The sequence below is a fragment of the Shewanella sp. 4t3-1-2LB genome, from assembly GCF_017368415.1.
In the GTDB taxonomy this organism is placed as follows: Bacteria; Pseudomonadota; Gammaproteobacteria; order Enterobacterales; family Shewanellaceae; genus Shewanella; species Shewanella fodinae.
Genome location: NZ_JAFNJD010000144.1, coordinates 1 through 423 on the forward strand (window position 1 = coordinate 1; position 423 = coordinate 423).

The following is a 423-nucleotide window of genomic DNA, read 5'->3' on the forward strand; positions in this document are numbered from 1 at the left end:
AGGCGCTTGGCGATGACCTACTCTCACATGGGGAGACCCCACACTACCATCGGCGCGATTGTGTTTCACTTCTGAGTTCGGGATGGAGTCAGGTGGTACCACAATGCTATTGTCACCAAGCAAATTCTTACTGGTTAATTGTTCGTCTTACGCTATTGTTTCCTCGCTCCAGTACTCATGTACTTTTGTACACTCCGCCCTTCACTCGTCACGGCTTTGTCAGCCAAACAATTCCCTGCGTTATTAACACATTCATTTGGAAAGCTGTTCTTCGATAATGGTGGTCGCTACTGGGTTCGAACCAGTGACCCCCTGCTTGTAAGGCAGGTGCTCTCCCAGCTGAGCTAAGCGACCTTATCTTGTCTGCTGTCACGCTAACGGCATTGTTTTCTCGCTCCGGTGCTTGTGTACTCTTGTACACGC

1 tRNA gene and 1 rRNA gene are annotated in these 423 nt (G+C 49.9%); both read right to left on the reverse strand.

Going from position 1 to position 423, the window contains the following annotated elements:
* Positions 1-4 precede the first annotated feature (4 nt).
* Positions 5-120: ribosomal RNA gene (rrf, locus tag J3L11_RS19020) — 5S ribosomal RNA — on the reverse strand.
* Between the two features lie 158 nt (positions 121-278).
* Positions 279-354, reverse strand: a tRNA-Val gene (locus J3L11_RS19025).
* Positions 355-423 lie beyond the last annotated feature (69 nt).